At 39.4% G+C, this 19,519-nt stretch carries 12 protein-coding genes; 9 read left to right on the top strand and 3 right to left on the bottom strand.

What is annotated here, in order from left to right:
- The first annotated feature begins 538 nt into the window (after positions 1-538).
- Positions 539-835 (top strand): hypothetical protein, encoded by a 297-nt coding sequence (locus tag RS893_RS13610; protein WP_315791964.1) that lies wholly within the window; start codon positions 539-541, stop codon positions 833-835.
- 141 nt (positions 836-976) lie between these two features.
- Here RS893_RS13610 and psaK read toward each other — a convergent pair whose 3' ends face one another.
- Complete coding sequence (gene psaK / locus RS893_RS13605) at positions 977-1,237, bottom strand: photosystem I reaction center subunit PsaK (protein ID WP_315791629.1); 261 nt, start codon at positions 1,235-1,237, stop codon at positions 977-979.
- 280 nt (positions 1,238-1,517) lie between these two features.
- Between psaK and RS893_RS13600 the strand changes: the two genes are divergently transcribed.
- The 3 genes from RS893_RS13600 to RS893_RS13590 all read left to right on the top strand — a co-directional run bounded on the left by RS893_RS13600 (position 1,518) and on the right by RS893_RS13590 (position 4,282).
- Positions 1,518-1,946, top strand: coding sequence for a SufE family protein (locus RS893_RS13600; protein ID WP_315791628.1), 429 nt, complete (start codon positions 1,518-1,520; stop codon positions 1,944-1,946).
- 79 nt (positions 1,947-2,025) lie between these two features.
- Positions 2,026-2,937 (top strand): alpha/beta hydrolase, encoded by a 912-nt coding sequence (locus RS893_RS13595; RefSeq protein ID WP_315791627.1) that lies wholly within the window; start codon positions 2,026-2,028, stop codon positions 2,935-2,937.
- 457 nt (positions 2,938-3,394) lie between these two features.
- Positions 3,395-4,282 carry a hypothetical protein gene (locus RS893_RS13590; RefSeq protein WP_315791626.1) on the top strand — a complete coding sequence of 296 codons (888 nt, stop codon included), beginning with the start codon at positions 3,395-3,397 and terminating at the stop codon, positions 4,280-4,282.
- Positions 4,283-4,519: 237 nt separating this feature from the next.
- On the opposite strand, the gene RS893_RS13585 is transcribed toward RS893_RS13590, so the two are convergent.
- Positions 4,520-4,990 carry an NADAR family protein gene (locus RS893_RS13585; protein WP_315791625.1) on the bottom strand — a complete coding sequence of 157 codons (471 nt, stop codon included), beginning with the start codon at positions 4,988-4,990 and terminating at the stop codon, positions 4,520-4,522.
- Positions 4,991-5,692: 702 nt separating this feature from the next.
- Here RS893_RS13585 and RS893_RS13580 point away from each other — a divergent pair.
- The 5 genes from RS893_RS13580 to RS893_RS13560 all read left to right on the top strand — a co-directional run bounded on the left by RS893_RS13580 (position 5,693) and on the right by RS893_RS13560 (position 14,142).
- Positions 5,693-7,075, top strand: coding sequence for a DUF2079 domain-containing protein (locus tag RS893_RS13580; protein WP_315791963.1), 1,383 nt, complete (start codon positions 5,693-5,695; stop codon positions 7,073-7,075).
- A gap of 246 nt (positions 7,076-7,321) precedes the next feature.
- The gene (locus RS893_RS13575) at positions 7,322-8,719 is read left to right on the top strand and encodes a DUF2079 domain-containing protein (RefSeq protein WP_315791624.1); all 1,398 of its coding nucleotides are present in this window, start codon (positions 7,322-7,324) and stop codon (positions 8,717-8,719) included.
- Between the two features lie 316 nt (positions 8,720-9,035).
- A complete protein-coding gene (locus RS893_RS13570; RefSeq protein ID WP_315791623.1) occupies positions 9,036-10,496 on the top strand; it encodes an ArnT family glycosyltransferase in 1,461 nt (486 codons plus the stop codon).
- A 304-nt stretch (positions 10,497-10,800) separates the two neighbouring features.
- Positions 10,801-12,087: a mannosyltransferase family protein gene (locus RS893_RS13565; RefSeq protein WP_315791622.1), complete on the top strand. Its 1,287-nt coding sequence runs from the start codon at positions 10,801-10,803 to the stop codon at positions 12,085-12,087.
- 1,140 nt (positions 12,088-13,227) lie between these two features.
- The gene (locus RS893_RS13560) at positions 13,228-14,142 is read left to right on the top strand and encodes a polysaccharide deacetylase family protein (protein WP_315791621.1); all 915 of its coding nucleotides are present in this window, start codon (positions 13,228-13,230) and stop codon (positions 14,140-14,142) included.
- 401 nt (positions 14,143-14,543) lie between these two features.
- Here the strand turns inward: RS893_RS13560 and RS893_RS13555 are convergent, their stop codons facing one another.
- Positions 14,544-19,250, bottom strand: coding sequence for a glutamate synthase-related protein (locus RS893_RS13555; protein WP_315791620.1), 4,707 nt, complete (start codon positions 19,248-19,250; stop codon positions 14,544-14,546).
- Positions 19,251-19,519 lie beyond the last annotated feature (269 nt).

Genomic DNA, 19,519 nt, shown 5'->3' with positions numbered 1-19,519 from the left:
AGCGAATTGTAGGAGAATTTGGCATTATTGTTGGGGTAGTTGTTTGTTGTTTGTTGGTTGTTGTTTGTTAGTGATTGGTTATTTAGTACTCTTCACACTCCCCCCACTGCCCCTAATCCCCTCCACGGGACCGATGAGTTCCCCATCTCCCCCCTCCCCAGCCCTCATTCTGGGAACTTGGCAACTATTATGTTAGTCGATGCCTTAAACTTGGCTTCATATAGCTGAGCCTTTCACTGATGTTTGGTCGTGTGTAATTGTTAAAAGTTGCGCTGAACTCTCATGAGTCTTTATGAAAGATTGGACTTGTAACCAGAGATAACAATAAGTAACACCATGTCCGCTTTTTCAGTAATCTTTGGGTTATCACATCAGACAACTTTATATAAAATTTACTGACATTAGCCATACAAATGTGAAAATACTATCTATTCTGCTTTCGTTAATCACCAACATTGTTGAGTAAATGAACAGAAAATTAGCTCTTTCGTTGCTTTCTAGCCCCGCACTGTTTGCGTCTATGCTGTCTATGGTGATGATGACCCAACCAGCCCGCGCAAATCAAACAGGAAATTCAACAGGAACCCATGTTTCTTGTGTAGATTCTCCTCACTCTGCAACTCATCGTCTGGTTTGTACACGGGTAAGTAACACTCCTGCTCCACTACCCAAACCAGAAATGAAACTGGCTCAAAATAACGAACCCAGTGACATTATTGAAATGAACTTTACTGAGGAGGAAAGCGATACCGCTATAGCCTTATTTGGGTGTGACTGTCCATCTTGCCTCAACGCCTTACGGCAAATGCGCGGTCAGCCTCCTATGTCAGTCTAGTCAATTCACATTTATTGTTATAAAAAAAGAGTCAGAGAGTAAATTCTCTGACTCACAATCGGAGACAAAAAATCATCAACCCAGTAGTTAACCGTAAATATTAATACGGCAAACAGCTTATGTTGCTTCTGGTACAAAAATTTAGAGTCTTCCCAGGTTGTGCAGACCTAAGATTACGCCTGCTCCCAATATATGACCAAAAGCCGTAGTAGCCAGTAATGCTGGCGCTCCAAATCCGCCAAAGAACTGGTTTGAGGGCAAGGCAGGTTCTGCATTGGGGTATTTAATAGTGAATTTGCCAAAGAGAATGGCAAGGATATTGCAGAGAATCATAGTCACCCCAACAGCGGGACTCCATTGCAGAGGTGTGGTTGCAGCCGCTAGTAAAGTAGATGTCAGCAACTGAATTTTCTCCTTACAATTGTGATTGCGTTAAAAATACTAATGTGAATTTCTTACCAAAAAAAATCAATCCAAAGTTGAATTTTGCATTAATAGTTAACATTTTTTTGGATTACTTAGTAAAAGCTATTAGCAACCAGAGATTGGAGATCAGGGAACAAGGAGTTTCCTGGAAGGGCTAAGGGGTAGGGGATTAGGTATAGTGGATTGGAGAGTAGCACACAATCACCTGCAAAATCATCTAAACTCAAGATGATACGATCGCTTGGCTAATTGTCTTATGTCCTCTATCATAGACTCCTTACCACCAAACCTAGCTAAGATTGTCCAGCGCTTTCAACGTGCGACAGACCCAAAACGACGCTATGAACAGTTAATTTGGTATGGTCAGAAGCTGAAGGAGTTTCCAGAAGCTGATAAAGTTGTAGAAAACAAAGTACCTGGGTGCGTTTCCCAAGTTTATGTCACAGCTGATTTAGCAGATGGCAAAGTTATATTTCAAGGTGATTCTGATTCTCAATTAACTAAAGGATTAGTAGGTCTTTTAATTGAAGGTTTGAATGGACTTACGCCTGCTGAAATTGTCCAACTTACTCCAGATTTTATTCAAGAAACTGGTTTAAATGTTAGCCTCACACCTTCCCGTGCAAATGGTTTTTACAACATTTTTAAAACTATGCAAAAGAAGGCTTTGGAATTCCAAAGTTAAGGGTAAAAGGGAAATTTTTTATTGAAAATAACTAAGTAATTAATACAATTAATACCTATTAATTATAAAACTTTGCCTCATGTCAACTAATTTATTATCATCTCCTACTAATTTTGGTATCGGTGGAGTAGTCAAAGCAATCTCTTGGAATTGGAAAAACCAACAATTGCAGATTGTATATGAAACTATTGGTAGTGGTTCCCCGCTATTGTTACTTCCTGCTTTTAGTACTGTGTCTACACGAGAAGAAATGAGCGGGATAGCTAAGTTACTTGCGTCCTATTTTCAAGTATTCGTGCTAGATTGGCCTGGATTCGGAGATTCTTCCCGTTTATCTGTAAATTACGAACCTGCTATATATGAGCAATTTCTGGAATATTTTGTTACTTCTGTTTTTGACGCTCCAATAGCAGTGGTGGCTGCCGGTCACAGTGCAGCTTATGTTCTCAAATTAGCCCAGAAAAACTCCTCTGGATTTTCACGGTTAGTTTTAGTAGCACCAACTTGGCGTGGGCCTTTACCAACAATGGGTGTAGATCGACAGATCGCAGGAGTATTTAGAGAAATAGTGCGATCGCCTATTGTTGGTCAAGCACTCTACAAGCTCAACACTGTGCCATCTTTTTTAAGTTTTATGTACCGTCGCCACGTCTACGTAGATGCTGCCAAACTCACCCCCAGTTTCATTGAGCATAAGTGGCAAAATACCCAACAACCAGGAGCTAGATTTGCTCCTGCTGCCTTTGTTACTGGAAATCTCGACGCTGTACATAACCAAGCTGACTTTCTGAGGTTGGCTCAAAATTTATCTGTGCCTTTGATGGTGGTAATTGGAGAATCCTCTCCCAGCAAATCTCGTGCTGACATGGACGCTTTGGCAGTACTAAGCGGAGTCCAAACAGCTGTTCTTCCTGGTTCTCTGGGAATGCATGAAGAATATCCAGAGACAGTAGCAGAGGTTATTTTGCCCTTTTTGAGGACTGGTTCTTGAAGGGGGATGAGGGAGATGAGGGAGATGAGGGAGATGGGGAGATGGGGAGGTGGGGGGAGTATGGGGAGTAGAGAAATAATTATTAACTACTAACCCTACTCTTTTGAAAAGACGCTTGCGCGTCTACGGGTTCGTCAGTCGCTCATGGGGGCTCAGGGTCCCCTTTGGGGTTGGGGGAGGAACCCCCTACGTAAGAGTCGCTGACTCACCACTAACTACTAACAAACAACAACCAATAATCAACTATCAACAACTAAACACTAACCATTTTTTTGCATCAGTGCCTAAATTAAAGTCAGATTTAGAGCGATTGGCGCAAAGAATGCGATCGCGATTCGATCTTAGTGGTAAGGGTGCATTCCAAAATGAGGGAGAGAATAATTTCATGATGATTTCATTTCTGTATGACAAACTTTAGCTATACTTCCACCTATTAATAATAAAGAGAAAGATTTCTATGAAATATTCTATTGCTGGAATTGTTGCTATTGCAGTTTTACTACTTAATCAAGGTTGCTCATCACAAGTTAAGTCGGGAGAAACTGCTTCCCAAGAAAATATAACAGTATCAGCAAATCATAATGGACACGCTCCTGAGCAAACACATCATGCTCATCATGGAAACAATCATAATAATAGTAATCATGTCTCTACCCAAGCAAAATTAACTGCTCCTAAAAATATTGTTCCAAATCAGCCTCTACCTTTGGTAATTGATATACAAGATTCCCAAGGCAAATCTATCGGCAAATTTGACAAATTTCAAGAACAATTAATGCATTTAATTGTAGTGAGTGACGACTTAAAATTTTTCAATCACTTGCATCCCAATTACAAAGGTAATGGGCGTTTTGAAATTAAGACTAATTTTCCTGAACCTAATAACTACACAATTTTTAGTGATTACAAGCCATCTGGTGAACAAGAACAAGTTACTGTTATGAAAATCACAGTGCCTGGTTCAACTTCTGTACCTAAAGAGTTAGCAAAATACAGCAATACCAAAATATTACCTGATACTAAAGTCAACCTAAATTTTCCCCAACCAACTCTCAAGGCTGGTGAGGAAGTCAATTTAAAGTTTGCTCTCAAAGATAGCCGTAATAATCAAACAATTAAAGATTTGCAACCATATTTAGGAGAAAAAGGACATTTAGTTATTATTAAAAGTTCTTCTCTTTTGGCAGTATCAGATTATATTCATGCTCATGCTCGTAAAGATTCTCCTGATGGACAGGTGGATTTTGTAACTAGTTTTCCTGAAGCGGGAACATACAAACTGTGGATGCAATTTAATCGTAATGGTAAAGTTAATACGGCTGATTTTTGGGTGAATGTGCAATAAAAGTTGTTTAGTTATTAGTTGTTGATTGGGAGAATTAAAACTGATTGTAAGACTAGGTGGCTTGTCGGATCAAAAAGTGGTAAAAAGTCTGGTGTCAAAGTCACACAAGCGAGGATTGCGGCGATATCGTGTAATCGCCGCTACCTGAGAATTACCTAACTCGAATTCTTAAGTTTCTAGTTAGCGATCGCCTGCTAAATTGTCTTTAGCTTAAAATTTTTCCAAAAAATGACGGTCTTATTCGGAAATTACTGTAAGCAACGGTAACTTACGAATTTCTTCCCTTACACTCATGAGAATTTTACCGAGATGATTTTGTCCTGTGCGATCTGCACCACAACCCCAAAAATAATCTTTAGGTGAGTTTTCCACCAGTAATTGATCGCCGGTCGTGAGTAGAATCTCCCTAATATCAGCATGGGTGAGAAACTTTTTGAGTACAGCTTCTCGCATGATATTTGTCTTAACTAATTCCCAATCTAAACGCACCTTGCGAGTGCAGCAGCGTCCTAAGGTCGCCGCTTCTTCTGGCGTCTCAACGGCGTGGATTACAGGTATGATCACCGCATCTGTTGTTCCCACAAATTTTTGAGCTTGATAATAATGCTCTACTGTCCGCCAATAAATACCATTGATTTTAATGCCGTGGGGAGAAAAGTTAGAAAAACAGCCATAAGGCTCATAAGCTTTGTAAAAGTAAATAGTCATTTTAAAGTTGCTCTTTTAATACTTCAACTTCTATGATGCCTGTAGTTGTTGGCAAGCAGAAGATAGCGTCTTCAAAAAAGTTGAATTTTTGACTATTTTAGGTAAAGCTGTAATATTTGCACTTAAGCGTGTTATTCACAACGTTAGCACAAGTGACAAGTTGAATCGATGGTGAAATTAAACCCCAGTATTATTAGGACTACTATTTGATTTTTGAAAAGATACGTAGGGCGCGTTAGCCCTTGGCGTAACGCACCATTCTATGTTTTTGATGCGTTACGCTACGCGATAACACACCCTACGTGTACTTAGATTTTTTCAATAATCAAACCGGATTCCTATATCAATGAGTGGAGAGAAATTCTCCACTCATTTGGTGGTGAAATTTGAGCAATCCTAGTATGCGTTGTTTGAACAAGAAAAAATAGAGGGAGATTAAATGATCGCAAGTTAAAGCGTGATTATTTGAGTGATCTCAAATAGACAGAAAGTATAGCGATCGCTTTAGCTTTGGTGGAAGATGAAGGATGATCTGTGCGGGTGGTGCGGTTAGCGAGTAGGGTTAATTCATTATGATCATAGAAAAACTAAACTAGAAATCACATCTGATCTAAATTCTAAGTATATTAGACCTCTCCAGAAATGAGATATAGACACTAACCAGTGAAAACATTACCTTTTCGGTTTGGCGCTGTTGGTTTCATGACTTGCATAAGTGCCTTAGTGTTATTTGGGTGTAGCAGTTTACGACATGTGCTGTTTCACTCAGCCGCTTGGGATTTAGGAATTTTTGATCAAGCCGTCTACTTGATTAGCCAAGGACAGTCCCCAATTTCCTCGTTTTTAGGGTTTCACATTCTTGGGGATCATGCAGCTACAATTTTCTATCCATTAGCTTTACTTTACAAAATCTGTCCTACTGTTTACTGGTTGTTGCTTGTGCAGGCAGTTGCCTTAGCATCGGGTGCGCTGTTTACCAATTATATTGCGCGTCAAGTTGGACTCACGAGGCGACAAGCAATAGCGATCGCAGTAGTTTATCTGTTGTATCCATTGGTATTTAACATTAATCTGTATGACTTTCACCCAGAAGTCATAGCCCTACCCGCACTCTTAGGAGCAATTTTAGCTGCTCGTTGGGCAAAATTTGGCTGGTTTTGTTTCAGTATCTTCTTGGCATTGGCATGTAAGGCAGTATTATCTCTTACAGTTGCAGCAATGGGAGTCTGGCTACTGATATTTGAAAAAAGGCGGCTATATGGTGCGATCGCCTTACTCAGTGGTATCGTTTGGTTTACGATCGCGACCAAAGCAATCATCCCTTTTTTCGGTGGTGAAGCAGCCTCAGTCACTCGTCATATCTCACGCTATAGCTACCTGGGAAATTCGTTTGCTGAAATATTCCAGAATCTGCTGTTCAATCCACACTTAGCCTTGGAAAAATTTTTCTCCCTCAATACTCTAGAATATTTAGCTTTACTATTTGCACCAGTCCTTTGGGGAATTGCACCTCGACATTTGCTACCCCTGATCGCTGCGATTCCCACATTGATGTTGAATATTCTTGCTGATGCTAGTCAACAAAGAAACTTAGTGCATCAGTATTCTCTCCCAATCTTACCTTTTTTGTTAGTAGTCGTAATTCAAACTCTGGCTGCTGGGCAAGGATGGATACAAAGACCAAGAAAAATTATTCTCTGGTCTTTAGTAGCTTTTTTTGCATTAGGAAAATACGGTTATTTCTGGACAATTTATCTAGATTCATTGGATACTTGGCAAGCAACACGGCAAGCGATCGCCCAAGTGCAAAGCAAAGGAGGTGTTTATACGACTGCCGAAATTGCCACTCATTTAGCCCATCGCCCACTGATCGAGTTTACAGATGCAAATTCGCCACCAGCAGATTTGACGAAATTTGAATATATACTCTTAAATACCCGTCATCCTGGTTGGCTAAGTAATCGTGATTTTGCGATGAATTTGGTCAATCAACTCAAAAATACTAAACAGTTTCAACTCCACTATCAACAAAATGACGTTTATTTATTTGTAAAAAACTCTTCTGCTAGAGATAAAACAAGTTAATTGAAACTTAAATATCTCTAAATAAGTCGATTCAGAATAAACATAACTATGTCACGAAAAGTAAACATACTTAAAACCCCTTACCAATGACAAATGACAAATGACAAATGACGACCCCAACTAGTAGAGACGCGATGTTCCTCGCGTCTCTACATTTGTGCCGACTTACTTCTGTCTTCTTTCCAGAAAATCGTAAAATAATTAGGTTAACAAAACATTAACAGTCTTTTTTACTTTTTAAGAGGAGTGAAAAAACAACTTTTTCAGCTTGGCATTATCGGTTGGATGACTGGGATTAGTGCCTTAGTGTTATTTGCGTGCAGCAGCATTAGGCATACACTGTATCAGTCAGGAGTTCTGGATCTGGGAATTTACGATCAGGTTGTTTACCTAATCAGCCAAGGACAGCCGCCTGTTTCCTCTTTTTTGGGCTTTCATCATATGGGGAACCATGCAGCTTGGGCAGTCTATCCATTGGCTTTACTCTATAAAATTTATCCTAGTGCCTACTGGTTGTTAGCTGTACAAGCTGTTTCTTTGGCTTTGGGTGCTGTACCAACTTATTATCTTGCCCTACAAGCAGGATTGAAGGAAAGCCAAGCAGTGGCAATGGCAGCAGTTTATCTGCTGTATCCATTGATTTTTAATGTCAATCTCTTTGAATTTCACCCGGAAGTGATGGCAATTCCTATATTTCTAGGGGTTGTTTTGGCAGCACGGTTAGGTAAGATAGTGTGGTTTTGCCTTGGCACTATTTTTATTTTGGGTTGTAAAGCCGTGTTATCGCTGACGGTAACAGCAATGGGTTTTTGGTTGTTGGTGTTTGAACGTCGGCGTTTTTACGGTATATTCGCCCTGATTGCTGGCGTTAGTTGGTTTTTAATTGCTAGCCAAGTGATCATTCCTTTTTTTAGTAATAGTGAGGTAGCAGCAGTCTCACGTTACAGCTATTTAGGTGATTCTGTGATCGCAATTGCTAGCAATCTTCTGCTGAAGCCAAATATTATTTTAGAGAGGATATTTTCACTCAAGACGCTGGAATATTTAGCATTATTAGTTGCACCTTTAATTTGGGGATTTACACCTAAAAAATTAACTCCTTTGGTAAGTGCAATTCCAGCATTAGTTTTGAATATTCTTTCCGACAAGCCAACCCAACGCGACTTAATTCATCAATATTCTTTGCCTATCCTGCCTTTTTTAATAGTGGCTGTAATTGCCAGTCTTGCTGCTGATAAAGGATGGTTGCGTACCAGAAGGGCAATAATTTTGTGGGCATTATTGGCTTTTATGATATTAGGAAAATACGGCTATTTTTGGTCACGATATCTTAGAACAGTTGATAATTGGCAAGCAACAACCGAAGCGATCGCTCAAGTTCAGACAAAAGGTGCTGTTCTCACTACCCACAGCATCGCCCCACATTTAAGTCACCGTCCGATGATTCAATTTGTGGATGATATTAGCGGTCCGCCCTTCAGCTTCACTCCATTTGATTATATATTGCTAAACGTGCGTCACCCAGACGGTACTCGTAACCCAGAGTTTGCTGCAAATTTAGTCAATCAATTGAAAAATAATCAATTATTTCAACTGGTTTACCAACGCGACGACGTTTATTTATTTGTGAAGCTGTCTCAATAAAATTTAGTCAGAAATTTATGTCAATCACTAATACCATTTCACAAAATTATTGATACAAATCTTCTCCCTTGTCTTCTTTGTCTTCCTTGTCTTCCTGTTTGCTAAAGGCTAGTTCATTTTTGGTATCACCTGCCCAGAAATAAATTTCACCTTCTTAGTAACTAAATTACACTATTTGTTGACTCAAAGACTTTTTAATTATCTTTAGAAGATTTAAACTATAAACCAATAATTTGAACTACTGGCAAACTGTAATAATTAATTATTTATCAAATCTCGATCTACCAACTATCTTAAACCTACAATTGGCATGAGTATGCCCAAATTAAAAAATATTGTATTGCAGCTATTTCTAATATTACTTTTTATAAGTTTAGTCATTGCCATGAGATTTGAGCCAATGACACAAACTTTTCAATTTGACTATGATGAAGGCTTTAATTTAATGAAAGCCGTCCTTTACTCCAAAGGCTTTTCTCTTTATAGTCAAATTTGGAATGATCAACCACCTCTTTTTACAGTAATTTTATCAAAATGGCTAAATTTATTTGATCATTCTATCTTTGCTGCACGTTTACTCACGCTTTTATTTTCAGCGATCTTAATCTGGTGTTTTTATCAAATAGTCTTTTTTGAATTAGGTCATTTAGCAGCTATAGTAGCAACATTTTTCTTATTTACTTCTTGGTTATATATTCGTCTAAGTATTTCTGTAATGATTGGCATTCCATCATTAGCTTTGGCAATGCTAGCTATTTATTGCTTATACAGATATAAACAAACTTACTATCAATTTTATTTAATTTTATCTGGTGGATGTTTGGCATTATCTTTACAAATAAAACTATTTACTGTATTTTTAATTCCTTTAATATTATTGCAGTTATTAGCTTTTCATAGCAAAATCAAGGAAATTAAAACCAATCGATTATTCTTATTAAAATCTATATCTTTATGGTTAATTTCTCTAGGGTTAATTTATAGCTTGATTGGAGTCTTCTATCAGCAATTCTGGAATCAAGAACAATTACTTCTTACCCACCTCAAACAACCACCAGATCCCAAAGTAGAAAATTTTAATAATCTGCAATATCTTAACTACATGAGCCATCAAGATTATGATTATATATTTATCGCTGGCATTGGCATCTGGGCAATTATTTTCCAAAAAAAGAAGAATGGATTATTACCGTTGACTTGGCTATTTACTGCTACATTAATTTTACTGAAACATCAACCTCTTTGGTATCACTATTATCCCTTACTTGCTATTCCTATATGTTGGCTTGCTGCTTATGGGGTAACTTTATTATATAATTTATTCTCTCAAAATCTACAGAAAAATTTTTCGATAATCAATATAAAAAAAATTGTTTTACCTGCTTCTTTAGTTGTCATACTTATTGGCTTAATAATTATCACTCACCCTAATCCTCGTGGTAGTGTACCCAAAAATTTAAAGTTAATGCAAATGGTTATGAAATACAAAAATTTGACTCATTGGGTATTTACAGACAATCCTATGTATGCTTTTTACAATGATTTGATTGTCCCACCTGAAATTGCTGTTATGTCCTATAAAAGAATAAACTCTAGAGATTTGACGTTTAGAGAAATGCTTGCCATATTAAACAAATATCATCCAGAACAAATTATCTTAACCAGATGGACTACTCAAATTAAAAGTGATAAAAATCTTATGGACTATATCAATAATCATTATTCTATGACTTACACAAACTCAACAAAAACCGAAGAACACTACGTTTTAAAATAACTTAGCGATCGCACATCTACTTGTATCTGGATAACATCAAAATTGAGTGTTATTATGAATATTTTATTTTTTAACATCGTTAATATCACTACCATAATTATCAATATAAATCATTAGGATATTATGAATAACCTTTCAGCATTAACTACTGAATATATACTGCAAAAATATTAATTGCTTGAATTGCTTTTCAGTAGATGATTGAATTTGGTGGAGGAGTGAAATGTACAAAATATTGCCAACAGATATTTTGTTTGCGGCCATAAGCAAAAACGTTTACCAAGGAGTTTAAAAATAAATGCTTATGGCTCAAGTTCAGATATTTATCAAAAAAAGTATATGGGAAAGTGATTTCCTGTTTCCAGGAGCAATTTGGTTAGTCAGCCGATTGTTTATTTGGATTGCTATGTTGCTTATTGCACCAAACCTACCAAAACCTGTTGAGGGAGTATTACCCAGTTTTGGTTTGGGAGTATTTGATGCTTGGGATAGCGTACATTATCGTAGCATTGCCACTTCTGGATATGAATTTGTTAATGACGGAGGTCAACATAACATTGCTTTTTTCCCATTGTTTCCCCTCATGGTTCGTGGTGTTATGAATTTGGGCTTGTCATTTGAAGTAGCAGGGTTACTAGTGAATAACATCACCTTTTTAGCAGCCCTTTACTGCATATACTTTTGGGTTGCAGAACATCATGGAACAAACAGGGCTAGATGGACAACTACTGTATTAGCTTGGTGTCCTCTCTCGTTATTTGGCACAGTAATTTATACCGAAGGGCTATATCTGTTTTTAAGTGCAGCAGCTTTGCGTGCCTTTGATCGTCAGCAATATCGCTGGACTGCCTTTTGGGGTGCAATGGCAACAGCAACACGCCCTACAGGTATGGCATTAATCCCAGCCCTTTTACTTGCAGCTTGGAGAGAACGTCGTCCAAGGATCGCCTACCTCGCTGCTGCCGCTACAGCTATAGGCCTGCTTCTGTTCAGTCTGTATTGTGCAATTGATTTTGGTGATGCGATCGCTTTTATCAATGCCCAAAAAGGATGGCGCCCTTCTTTGGGATTTGATGGGCAAGGTTGGTCGAATATGCTGTTAGAGATCACATTAGGTAAATCAGATGGACAGCACAACTGGATGCAGAAATTATTACATCCATTGTTGTTTAGCGTTATAGTTAGCAGTGGTTATCTGTTGTGGCGCGAGCAACAAAAGTTGAGTTCTGTCATCAAGATTTACAGCTTTTATACTGTGGTAACAATTTCTCTCACACTAGCTGATGACCGATATATTAATAACCTACTAAACGCAGTCATGGTTTTGGGAAGTGCTTACCTTTTATGGCGCCTACGTAAAGAATTAACCTCGGTTACTGTTTTTTACGGTTTTTGTGGTATTACTTTATTACTAGTCTCTGGCGGTACGATATCCCTGAGCCGTCTAGCTTACGGTATTGTATCCTTGAGTATAGCTCTGGGTGTCTTTTTGGAGCGCTATCCTCGGCAAGGATACCTAATTATAGGCTGGTTTTCTGTTTTGCTGGCCAGAATTGCGATTGGCTTTGCTCAAAACCATTGGGTAGGTTAAAGAAAATACATAGTTAGAGACGGTTATCAAGCATAGAGTCTTACACTTCATATCTTGCATCACCTACAATAGTCAAGAGGCTTTGGCTTTTGTTGATGTTGGTGCAAGTTATCAGTTGCATCCAACTATGACTAGTTTCAGAATCAATATTATTAAAATTTGTTACTAAAGTATTTACATACTCAAATAGCGCATCAATCATCAGTATTTAGTATTTATACTGTATAAGTATGTGTTTAATTGTAATCTTGATGATCTAAACAATATAGTTTACTTTAGATTAGTAGATATAAAATTAAATTGTCACTTATCTCTAGAGCAGGAATTAGTGTCCTCACTTGAGAGCAAAAAGCTGAGTTTGTGTACTACATCTAACAAAGCTTAACTTTGTAGTTCCTAATTCAATAACCAAGTTTTGGGATCAACAAATCATAGTTTTAGTGACTAGATTACTAAAGTATTAGCATCAAAATAGTACTTGGATTAACTGTCCATAAATTCAGGTATAGCTAAAATAATATTTGTTGACTTACTTAAAACTAGCTGTACACATAATATTGCACATTGATCAAGTGAAGCCTATAACTAAAATTATAGACTTATAGCAAAATTCATCTCTAGATGAATAAAATTAATCTCTCTATTACAAGTGGAGTGAAGATATTAGTCAACAAATTAGTTGGCTATATAGAATCTGTGCAATATGATGATGGTATAGATTAAATTTTAAATATCTCAAACAGACAAGAAACTATTTTGATTGATACGCGTCTAGCTGCTTTATGTAAATTTAATTGCAAAACTAGACTAGAAAATTAACATTTTTTTCAAGGTTAAAATATAGTCTAGCAGTAGAATATACTTTGATAGAGTATGAAATCAATACTTTAAAATATTGAAAATAATGAAATATTAATTAAATATAGTAAATTACAAGCATTGGCCTTCCAAAGCTAAACTATATAGAATTCAGTTAAATCTCTATATTTTCTCTGAGCTATATCTAATTTTCTGTTAATCTGTATGAATTTTTGAGGATTACCAGAAAACAGTAGACTATTTAAAAATTATCTGAAAAACTGTGTTATAAATTACCCTCAGAAAGCTGACTAATGGTTAATTCTGTGAAGGAGCTATGAAGTGGAAAACAATAAGTCTGTTGTCTGGTCGCAAGGAATACTAATTTCGCTGATTGCACTGTGCGGCAGCTTGAGTATTGGTTTGATTATGCCTATTAATCAGAGTACCTCTGAAATTAATACTAAACATAATATAGAAAATAAAAATGACACAGAAGTCAAAACAGGGGCTCAAAAACGTCTCAAAGAATTTAAATTTGCAATGTTAGCAAGTTGGCAACAACAGGCAAAAATCAAGGGGATTTCTTATATCATCCCATCGCGTTTTCAAGGGACAATAATTAATCAGGCAAAACTTCCTCCTAAAGATAAAGTCATCGCTCTTACCTTTGATGATGGTCCTTGGCCTGGCTACACTGTACAAGTCCTAAATATATTAAGAGAAAATAATATTAAAGCTACATTCTTTGTTGTTGGACAGAACCTAAAGAATTATCCTAACTTGGGCAAACAAATTGTGGCAGAAGGTCACGTCATTGGTAACCACACTTGGCATCACTGGTATCACTTTTTTAATCCACAAGCAGCAGCTTTTGAAATTGACAATACATCCGAATTAATATCTCGAATTACAGGTGCGAAAACAACTTTGTTTCGACCTCCTGGTGGGATATTACACAATGGTTTAGTTAGTTATGCGAAAAGCAGTAAATATACAGTAATAATGTGGTCGGTTGATTCAGTAGATTACAGTCGTCCAAGTGCCCCTATTTTAACGAGTCGAGTTCTCAAAACTTCTAAACCTGGTAGTATTGTGTTAATGCATGATGGCGGCGGCAATCGTTCTCATACTGTAGCAGCTTTACCACAAATTATTAGTAAATTAAGACAACAAGGCTATCGTTTTGTCACTATTCCAGAATTATTAGAATTACAAGATAAGAACTATAAGTTGATTGCAAATACAAAGAAATAGTTTGCTAGATATAAATAAGTATTATTTGTAGTTATTTTTAATTGATAGCCTGTTCTGGTTTTACACTTGAAAAATTTCTTTTTTAAGCCGAACACAGATGCACACAGATAAACACCGATGTAGACGCGCCCATCGGCTTCCCGTAGGGTATGCAGATAGATTTTGCGTTAATGGTTATTATTTATTAATAATAATCGCTATAGTAGTCTTAAATCAGTTGTCAAATTCTCTTCTATCTTTTTCTCTGCGTCCTCTGCGGTTCTTCAATAATTTCACAAACCAAATAGAATTACTATAACTAAAAATAGTAAAGGCGCAAAATTCTGCGCCTTTACTAGCTTCAATGAAGATGAAAAAATCACAGGCAGAATGACAACGATAAATGCCTTCTGCCTTTGAAATTAAACTGGACTCAACTGCTTTTCTTGTTGAGGATTCGCTTCTGGGCCATCAGCTTCAGAAGGTGGAACTAATTGCCAGAATTTAGGCAAGAACTCTTGCCAGTTTTCTAGAATCATCTTCGCCTTTGGTGATTCGGTGCGATGCAGATAAGCTGCGATCAACTCTTTGAGTTGTTTTTCACCAGCTGCTGTCATGACTCGCTGAATTGTCACAATTTCCCGGTTGACTAATTCTGGGAAGCTATCATCTTCATCCAAAAAGTAAGCCAGTCCGCCAGTCATACCAGCGCCTACGTTACGTCCGACTTTGCCAAGGACAACAACCACCCCGCCGGTCATGTACTCGCAGCAGTGATCACCTGCTCCCTCAATCACAGCGGTACCTTTCGAGTTGCGAACAGCAAAGCGTTCTCCAGCTAAACCGTTGGCAAACAACATCCCACCAGTAGCACCGTAGAGACAGGTATTGCCAATAATCACGTTTTGTGATAAGTCGTAGTTAGCGATCGCAGGTGGTTTAATAATAATTTCACCGCCATTCATCCCCTTACCTACATAGTCGTTGGCTTCGCCTTCCAAGGTGAGGATCATTCCGGGTAGATTAAAAGCACCAAAGCTTTGTCCTACACTACCTTGGAAGTTGAGGTGAATCTGTCCACGGAAGCCATCATCGCCGTATTGAGAAGCGATCGCCCCTGCTAGACGTGTACCGACAGTTCTGTCAGTATTAACAACAGGTACTGTTTTTGTGACAACAGTATGATTACTAATCGCAGCTTGGATCTCAGGATCAGCAAGCAATTGATCATCCAAAACCACACCATTGCTGTGAACTTCTTCATGCACTAACCAGCTACGGTCTGTTTTGCTACTCGGTAACTGTAATAAGCAGTCGAGGTTCAATGCTTGGGTTTTGTTCAGATGCACGTCTTGTCGTGCTTTCAACAAATCAGCACGTCCAACTAGATCTAATAGTGAACGATAACCAAGCCTTGCCAGCAAGCTTCGCACTTCTTCGGCAATAAAGTAGAAGAAATTAACTACGTGTTCTGGCATACCCGTAAACCGCTTGCGTAGTTCTTCTCTCTGGGAAGCGACACCTACAGGACAATTATTGGTATGACAGATACGGGCCATGATACAGCCCTCGGCAATCATGGCGATGGAACCGAAGCCGAATTCTTCTGCTCCCATCAACGCACCCATAATCACATCCCAGCCACTCTTGATCCCGCCGTCTACACGCAGAATTACGCGATCGCGCAAGCTATTCTCCATCAGGACGCGATGCACTTCTGTTAACCCGAGTTCCCACGGTGAACCAGCATGTTTAATCGAACTCAGTGGTGATGCGCCTGTACCACCATCGTGGCCGGAAACCTGGATAATATCAGCGTTGGCTTTCGCTACACCGGCTGCGATCGTGCCGATGCCGATTTCTGCAACTAGTTTCACCGACACTTGGGCTTTCGGGTTGATTTGGTGCAAATCAAAAATTAGCTGTGCTAGGTCTTCAATCGAATAAATATCATGGTGTGGTGGTGGTGAAATCAGGGTGACACCAGGCTTCGAGCGCCGCAGCATAGCAATGTAGGGGCTGACTTTTTTCCCTGGTAGTTGTCCGCCTTCCCCTGGTTTTGCACCTTGGGCAATTTTAATTTCAATTTGTTTAGCGCTCATCAGGTACTCTGGTGTGACACCAAAGCGTCCCGATGCTACTTGCTTAATGGCGCTGGAAGCGGTATCACCGTTGCGTAATCCTTTCAGGTGAGCGAGGGTAGGCGAATGACCAGAAGCGTCTACATCATCCAAGACTGTGAACCGGACTGGATCTTCACCGCCTTCCCCAGAATTAGATTTGCCACCGATACGATTCATGGCGATCGCTAAAGTTTCGTGGGCTTCCCGTGATAATGCTCCTAAGGACATACCACCTGTACAGAAGCGCTTGACAATTTCGCTGACTGGTTCTACTTCTTCTATCGCAATTGGAGCGCGATCGCTTTGGAAATCTAACAAGTCCCGTAGTGCAGTTAACGGTCTTTGTTGCAGATACTTTTTATAAACTTCGTAGTGGTCGTAGTTTTTGCCATCAACAGCCTTGTGTAATGCTTTCGCCAGTTCGGGGCTATTCATGTGATATTCGCCACCAGGACGATAATTAACAAAACCAAGGTTTTCTAGCTTCTTGGTTGTCAGTTCTGGGAAAGCCTTACTGTGGAAAGACAACACTTCCTGGGCTAGGTCAGTTACACTCAAACCACCGATGCGGGAAGTTGTACCCTTGAAACCCAGTTGCAGTAGATCACCACCAATCCCAATCGCTTCAAAGATTTGGGCTGCTTGGTAGCTAGAGAGTAAAGAAATCCCCATTTTCGAGAGGATTTTCAGCAAACCATTTTCTACAGCTTGGCGATAGTTACCAATAGCTTGCTCAAGAGTGAGGGTAGCAATTTTACCCCGCTCCATAAATTGCTGTGTTTTCGGATCTGCCCACCAATCACGCACTGTTTCTAGGGCCATGTACGGGCAAACCGCACCTGCGCCGTAGCCAATTAAACAAGCGAAATGATGAGTACTCCAGCATTGAGCCGTATCAACCACCAGGGATGCTTTCATCCGCAGTCCCTCCTCAATAAGGTGATGGTGTACTGCACCCACTGCCAACAATGGAGGAATGTAAGAGTATTCTGAACTAATGCCCTCGCCTGCGCGATCGCTGAGGACTAAAATCTTCGCACCAGCACGCACCGCCTCTGTTGCTTTGCTTTGCAAAGACTTGACTGCGGCTTTTAACTCTTCTGGGCCTTGGGCAATTGTAAATAGTGTGGATAACTCAGCTGTCGTAAACTCAGAATTTTTAATTGCTTGGAGTTCTGTTTGTGTCAATACTGGTGACTCTAGTTTCAACCGCCGCGCATACTCTGGTTTGGGGTTTAGTAAATTACCCCGTTCGCCTAGTTCTACTTTTAACGACATCACCAATTTTTCCCGCAATGGGTCAATAGCGGGATTTGTCACCTGGGCAAAACGCTGCTTGAAGTAGTCGTACAGCAGGTGGGGTTTTTCTGAGAGAACTGCTAAAGGAATATCATCACCCATGCAGAAAGTTGGTTCTTTGCCATCTATGGCCATTGGCTGAATTACCATTTCCACATCTTCTGTGGTGTAGCCAAAGGCAATTTGATGCCGCAGCAGGGTTTGTCTATCTATATTGGTTGTTGGTTGTTGATTGGTGGTTGTTCGATGTCTGTTGGCGTGGACTCCGTTACCATTAACTGACGACCAATGACCATCGACCAAAGTTTTAAGTTCTTGCCGATGTTGCTGCAACCATTCTCCATAGGGTTGTTTTTTCGCAATGCGCTGCTTGATCTCCCAGTTTTTCAGGATTTCATTGCTTTCTAAATCGACGGCAATCATTTGCCCTGGCCCAAGTCTGCCTTTTTCGATGATGCTGGCTTCATCTAATGACACAACCCCAGCTTCGGAAGCAACGATGATGTAGTCATCTCTAGTAATGCAATAACGAGCAGGTCTTAAACCATTGCGGTCTAGGGTTGCGCCTACTTTGCGACCATCGCTAAATACCAAAAGTGCTGGCCCGTCCCATGCTTCCTGTAGACCACTGTAGTATTCATAGAAATCGACAATCTCCGGGTAATCACGCAGAGATGGTTGATTTTGATAGGCTTCTGGAACCATGATCATCAGGGCTTCCAGGGGGCTACGACCGGAACGAACCAATAACTCAAAGACATTATCTAAGGTTGCCGAATCACTGTTATTAATATTGACAAAGGGCTTGAGTTCCTCAATGCGATCGCTCCACAACGGATGCTCTAAACTTGCTTGTCTGGCTGTCATCCAGTTGATATTACCCAACAAGGTGTTGATTTCGCCGTTGTGACCCAAAAGGCGCATCGGTTGTGCTAATGGCCACTTGGGCATGGTATTGGTGCTAAAGCGACGGTGATATACAGCAAAAGCACTTTGATAAGCTGAGTTTTTTAAATCGAGATAAAAATCTCCCAAAACTGCTGAACGCACCATGCCTTTGTAGACAATTGTACGAGTAGACAGAGAACAAATATAAAATTCTTCTGACCAGTTGTGATTGTGATTGCGGATGGCTTTAGCGATCAGGCGACGGGTAATATACAATTGCCGTTCTAGTTCGTCACCACTCTTATCAGCAGATACTAAAAAAACTTGTTCGATTTGGGGTTGATTTTCTTTCGCTTGTATACCCAATAAATCCGGTTGTACTGGTATTACTCTCCAACCTAGTACAGTTAATTTTTCTTCAGCGGCTACTTGCTCAACTACAGCTTTAGCCTTTTGTGCGGCTTGGGGATTTTGTGGTAAGAATATCATCCCCACAGCAACATTATTATTACTAGGAAGTTCTATTCCCCGTGTGGCAAAATCTTGTTGGAACAACTCCCAGGGAATAGCGGTCAAAATTCCTGCACCGTCACCAGAGTCTTGATCAGCACTGCAACCACCTCGGTGTTCCAGACAAGTTAAAGCTGCTAAAGCTTTTGAGACAATTTCGTGACTAGCATGATTTAAACGGTGGGCAATAAAACCCACACCACACGCATCTCTTTCTTCAACTAGCCACCTTTGTCCTTGGTAGGTACACTGCTGTGAATTATCCGCAAATCTCATGTCCTGGTCTTGATTCACCGATTTTTTATTCATAGACTATCCCTGTCATCGTAATGCCGATATGAATTAACAATTTGGTCTTTGCTAGTGAGAAAAATTATCTAAATGGACAGATGAAGAAATTCACAACAACCGAAATTTAAGGAAAAAAAATTTTAACTTCGGGCTGATATTTGCTATGCCCGTGTTAAAATCTATGCATCGTTTCTTATGGGTTTTTGCTGAGTCAAGCAAACAACGTTTGCTCACCCAGTGTTTTATTTATTTCGTGAAGCTATGTACTCCTCAATACCCTTTATTTT

This window comes from Fischerella sp. JS2 (genome assembly GCF_032393985.1).
Classification (GTDB): Bacteria; Cyanobacteriota; Cyanobacteriia; order Cyanobacteriales; family Nostocaceae; genus Fischerella.
The sequence above is the reverse complement of the archived record's forward strand: the minus strand, read 5'-3'. Positions and strand labels throughout refer to the sequence as shown.

Bases quoted from the DNA above. Each gene is read 5' to 3' on its own strand.
- RS893_RS13610 (WP_315791964.1), top strand. From the start codon at position 539: ATGACCCAACCAGCCCGCGCAAATCAAACAGGAAATTCAACAGGAACC.
- RS893_RS13600 (WP_315791628.1), top strand. From the start codon at position 1,518: ATGTCCTCTATCATAGACTCCTTACCACCAAACCTAGCTAAGATTGTC.
- RS893_RS13595 (WP_315791627.1), top strand. From the start codon at position 2,026: ATGTCAACTAATTTATTATCATCTCCTACTAATTTTGGTATCGGTGGA.
- RS893_RS13590 (WP_315791626.1), top strand. From the start codon at position 3,395: ATGAAATATTCTATTGCTGGAATTGTTGCTATTGCAGTTTTACTACTT.
- RS893_RS13585 (WP_315791625.1), bottom strand. From the start codon at position 4,990: ATGACTATTTACTTTTACAAAGCTTATGAGCCTTATGGCTGTTTTTCT.
- RS893_RS13580 (WP_315791963.1), top strand. From the start codon at position 5,693: ATGACTTGCATAAGTGCCTTAGTGTTATTTGGGTGTAGCAGTTTACGA.
- RS893_RS13570 (WP_315791623.1), top strand. From the start codon at position 9,036: ATGCCCAAATTAAAAAATATTGTATTGCAGCTATTTCTAATATTACTT.
- RS893_RS13565 (WP_315791622.1), top strand. From the start codon at position 10,801: ATGGCTCAAGTTCAGATATTTATCAAAAAAAGTATATGGGAAAGTGAT.
- RS893_RS13555 (WP_315791620.1), bottom strand. From the start codon at position 19,250: ATGAATAAAAAATCGGTGAATCAAGACCAGGACATGAGATTTGCGGAT.